The sequence below is a fragment of the Helicobacter baculiformis genome (assembly GCF_900197685.1).
Classification (GTDB): domain Bacteria; phylum Campylobacterota; class Campylobacteria; order Campylobacterales; family Helicobacteraceae; genus Helicobacter; species Helicobacter baculiformis.
Genome location: NZ_FZMF01000009.1, coordinates 1 through 4647 on the forward strand (window position 1 = coordinate 1; position 4647 = coordinate 4647).

General features: G+C 41.5%; 7 protein-coding genes and 1 pseudogene. All 8 read left to right on the forward strand.

Annotated features, from left to right (window positions below; translation table 11 throughout):
* Window positions 1–180: 180 nt before the first annotated feature.
* Window positions 181–924: a Fic family protein gene (locus C6G87_RS01855; protein WP_104751849.1), complete on the forward strand. Its 744-nt coding sequence runs from the start codon at window positions 181–183 to the stop codon at window positions 922–924.
* Window positions 925–1098: 174 nt separating this feature from the next.
* Window positions 1099–1654: pseudogene (locus C6G87_RS01860) on the forward strand (P-loop NTPase family protein).
* Window positions 1655–1668: 14 nt separating this feature from the next.
* Entirely contained in the window at window positions 1669–1917 is a 249-nt protein-coding gene (locus C6G87_RS01865) for a ribbon-helix-helix domain-containing protein (protein WP_104751850.1), read from the forward strand.
* A gap of 113 nt (window positions 1918–2030) precedes the next feature.
* Window positions 2031–2213, forward strand: a complete 183-nt coding sequence (locus C6G87_RS01870; RefSeq protein ID WP_233708958.1) for a hypothetical protein — start codon at window positions 2031–2033, stop codon at window positions 2211–2213.
* Window positions 2214–2284: 71 nt separating this feature from the next.
* Window positions 2285–2938 (forward strand): ArdC-like ssDNA-binding domain-containing protein, encoded by a 654-nt coding sequence (locus C6G87_RS01875; protein WP_104751851.1) that lies wholly within the window; start codon window positions 2285–2287, stop codon window positions 2936–2938.
* A gap of 135 nt (window positions 2939–3073) precedes the next feature.
* Entirely contained in the window at window positions 3074–3379 is a 306-nt protein-coding gene (locus C6G87_RS01880; RefSeq protein WP_104751852.1) for a hypothetical protein, read from the forward strand.
* 10 nt (window positions 3380–3389) lie between these two features.
* Window positions 3390–4202: a Fic family protein gene (locus C6G87_RS01885; protein WP_104751853.1), complete on the forward strand. Its 813-nt coding sequence runs from the start codon at window positions 3390–3392 to the stop codon at window positions 4200–4202.
* 3 nt (window positions 4203–4205) lie between these two features.
* On the forward strand, window positions 4206–4631 hold the full coding sequence (locus C6G87_RS01890) for a hypothetical protein (RefSeq protein WP_104751854.1): 426 nt from the start codon (window positions 4206–4208) through the stop codon (window positions 4629–4631).
* The last annotated feature ends 16 nt before the right edge of the window (window positions 4632–4647 follow it).

A 4647-nucleotide genomic window follows, 5' to 3' on the forward strand; every position in this document is an offset into this window, starting at 1 on the left:
GTGGCTTTATTGAGGAGTGGAAAAAGAAAGGAGTGTAATGAAACATGTATTTCACATTAAATAATATATTATTTAATTTTAAATGTCTTAAGTAATATTATAAAATATTGTAAATATTTTATAATATCGATAGACTTTTTAATGGATTTTATGTACAACAGACGCAACAAAAGGCTAAAAATGGACTACAAACAACTTCTTACCAACACAGACTATTTACTCGATCTTACCATCAGGATGGCTCACCACAGCACAGCCATTGAGGGAAATTCTCTTACGCAGAATGAAACGGCAAGTATTCTAGCAGAGGGGTTTATCCCTAAGGCGATGGATGAGAGAGAATATTATGAGGTGAAGAACTACCAACGGCTCCTGCCCTTTTTGCTTGCAAGCCTAGAAAACAAGACACCTATAGACAATGAGTTTATTAAGAAAATCCACGCAATGCTCATGCAAAATCTCATTGATAACCATGGGAGATTTAAGACCATCCAAAATGTCGTGCTAGGCGCAGACTTTGAGACAGAAAAACCTTACAAAATCCCCACAACACTCAAAGACTGGTGTGATAATCTTGCCTACCAACTTAAACATACCCAAGATAACAATCAAAAGCTAACCATCATCATGGATGCCCATATCAAATTTGAGCGCATCCACCCCTTTAGTGATGGGAATGGGCGCACAGGGCGTTCTTTGATATTCTATAGTGTGCTAGAGCACCATCTCATGCCCTTTGTGATCACTAAAGAGGTCAAAGACATCTACATGCAAGCTATGCGCACAGAGAATACAGGGCAATTACTCCAACTAGCTAAAGAAGCACAGGCAGTAGAGAGAAAGAGGATAGAGAGTTTTTTGGAGCAAGATAAGCACCGCGTGGGGGCACTAAACACCACCTCTTCTAGCTATCAGATTGGCTAGAACCTAGAAAACGCAAAGGACGAGAACGCTAGTTTAAATCTACACTCTCCATGGCTTTTTATACATTCTAAAATGTCTCATACATTTTTAATTTTTTTAAACATTTTAAATCATTTTTATATTGCATAATACATTTATTAATTGTAGCCATTCTATACAAAGGATTTAAGGCACATGGTTGTCTCTGTTGTCAATAAAAAGGGAGGTGTGGGCAAGACCGCCTTTAGCTTTTCCATTGCTAAGGATTTGGGATTGTTTTTACAAAGCAATGGCAGTTCTCTTATTGAGCAGCTTTATCCGGGCAAAGCTAAGATCAGTGCTTACCCTAAGTTGATTGCTAATTGTGTCTATGACTTTGGGGGGGTTTGTAGAAGGGGGCGTGTTAGAGATTCTTAAAGCCAGTGATGTGCCACTTATGCCTTGCACCCCGCTTTATAATTCTATCTTGCGCACTTTAGAGAGTCTGCAAGAATTACACCCCATTAATCCTAACATCTTTGTCCTCATCACAAACTGGACTGACCTGCCAGAAAGGCAACAATGTGCCCAAAAGATTCAAGAAAAATATAAACACCTCTCTTTCTTTTATTTCAAGCACTCTAAGATTTTAGAAAATAGCATGCAACAGGGATTGAGCTTTACAGAACTAGCTAGCCTTAGTCCTTTGGCTAAAAATGCTTACAAGCGCTTCATGGAGGAATACACCCGCCTTTTAAACACTCTATCTTAAAAGGAAAATCACATATGGATAGCATAGATGCAGCTTTAAACCGCCCCATCACACAAGAAAACACCTTCCAAAACAAGCAAGAGAACAAAAAGAGAAAAAAGCCCGGACGCAAGAGAGTCCCTACAGATGAGCTCAAAAAGAACTACGCCGTGCAGTTATACTTTTCAAAAGAGGAGTATAAAAAACTCGAACAACTAGCCTATGAGGAGGCAGAGAGTATCAGCTCTTATATCAAGCGCCAGATTGTAAAGATGTTGCGCTAGTTAGGGCACACTACGCTTGGAATTTTCACCTTAATTTTGATCTGACACTGGCTAGCTTGTGCTTTGCTTCTAAAAATGCCATACTTGACCCATTTAATACAAGGGAAAAACACATGCAAGAGACCAAGCAACAGCCAGACTTAGCACTCACAGAGGGCAGTTACCCACTAAGCCCAGAAGATTTGGCAGAGTTCTTAGCCTATGGCGTACCCTTAGAAGATGTAGAGCCATCTACACAGCAAGAACAAGTCAGCACTACCTCTAACCACCCACACTGCCTGATGAACCTTGGCTAGATGGCGGGGATGAAGTCCAAGAGTTTTAAAGCAATACCAAATCACAAAGAGGTGAAAATAAGGGAGAAGGAATGAAATCGTGGGATGAGATGAGTGTAGCCGAACAAAAAACGATGTTTAGAGATTTTCTAGCGCATGAGGTTAACTTAGCCCTAGAGCAGGGCTTAACCTTCAAACCCAATAACAGAGCCTACAATACCTATTCAGGTAGCGCTTACAGTGGCTTGAATGCCTTGATCTTAGATGCCAAGCAACAAGAGGGCAACTATGCCAGCAATGCGTGGATCAGCCTTGAAGAAGCCCAAAGACTAGGAGTAGATGCTAAAGAATTGGAGTTCATCCAAAACAACACCCAATCTAGCCAAAACCCCCAAGGTTCAATTAAAAAGGCAAGCATCAGCTATGTCAAGACCTACGAAGTGCAAAAAGTCCCTAAAAAAGACGCGCAAGGCAACCCCATCCCCCTATTAGACCCTAACGGTAACCAACTTCACGACAGATATGGCAACTATTTGTGGGAGATGGAGGAGGCGCGTGTAGAAATCCCTCCTAGATTAGAAATTAAAAATCTCTACAATGTAGAATGCTTTAAAAGCATCGATCAAACACGCTTTAAGCCCCTAAATCCTAAGAGCTCAAAGTCTATGTATGTGGGAGAGCGTTTTTCTTTAGACAACCAAAATCTAGTGGTTTGCGATCTCTCTGCCAAGCTCACAGGACAATAATACCAAAGAGTACTAGACTATGTCGCCCATTATGCCCAGCACAACCAGCAATACGCTAGAGATAGACAACAGCCTGCACAAAGACATACAGAGACAAAGAACACGCCTGAGCTAAAGCAACCCACTCAAAACAATGTGCCACGCTATGCAAATCAGTCTAGCCAACCATACCATCAGACGCTCTCAAACCAGCCACAGCCATACAACGCTCCCAATAACCAGGCAAGCCAATACAACCCAGAAATGGCGATGCCACAAGCCCCAACCACTCTAGAGAACCAACAGGGGATACAAATGGTGATCCAAATGCTCCAAGAACAACACAAGACAATCCAAAAGATGGCTCAAGAAATTGCTTGGCTCAAGACACAGCAACTATCACACAATGAAGTCTTAAATGCAACTTACTTTGCAACACCATCTAAGGGTAGGGGTCGCTAACTAAAGGAGAATGACTATGCATTACAATCCCCAATTTTTAGATAATTTACACATTTTAAACCCTCAGCAAAAGCAACAGTTAAATTCTCTGAGTTTTAACTTTAGCGATTTTGCTACGATGCAGGGTTGTATGAAGAAGTTGCGTTTTGATTTCATTTACTCTTCTGCTCAGATTGAGGGTAATACCTATAGCAAACTGGATACACTTGCCTTGCTAGAAGAAGGTTTGACTGCTGGAGGCAAGAAATACAGTGATGCCAAGATGATTTTAAATTTAAGAAACGCTTTTGATGTAATTCTTAAAGAAGATTTACCCATCAGCTTAGAGACATGCCAGAACCTACATGCCATTCTGTCCCAAGAACTGGTTTCTCCAAACAACTGTGGTGTGATGCGCAACCACAATATCACTGGGATTACGGGCACATCTTATCTACCTCTTGCTTATGGAGACAGACTCCACACGGAGATGAAATACTTATTCAAACAATACCAAACAATTGACCACCCCTTTGAGCGGGCTATTTATTTGCACAATAATTTGTGCTATTTGCAATATTTTGAAGATTGCAACAAGCGCACGGCAAGGTGTATGCAATTCTTATCCCTCAAAAATGATCACAAGATGCCCCTGGTGCTTATAGATGACGATCCCACACTATATAAGCAATACCGTGGAGCTCTAATTGCCTATTATGAGGGAGGAGATTATCAGGCTTATTTAGATTTTTTTATCCAAACCTACCAAAGAGAAGTCGCATTTTTAAGAGAAGTACAAGCACTGGCACATCATAACCCAGCCACACACAGAAGGTGGAGGTAAAAAATGGACAACTTTCTCAATGGCTTTTTAAAAGCGTGGCGGACTTGGAGGGATGATGGGAGAGAAGCTTTTATGCGCGCCTTTGTGCAAGAAGTGCAACAAGCTAAAGGCAGTGATTCAGAACATTTTTTTGAGGTTTTGAAACAAGAAATGCAGGCGGTGGGCACTACTAGAAGCACAACAGATCAACAAGACATCTTAACCATCAGTGATTATATTGATACTTTTAAGAAAGAAGTGGAGCACACAATACAACAAGCACCAGCCAAGCAGGGACTAGAATTGGGGCAAACCCCAAAGCCACAAACCCAAGAATATATGGGAGCAGAGCAAACTCCACAAAGTCCAAGAGAATACACTAGAGCACCAAGAGCTCCAGCAAGGCACAGCACAACTAAGCAGAGCAGAGCAGGAGCTAGCAATCGTTGACATACTCCCCGCGCTC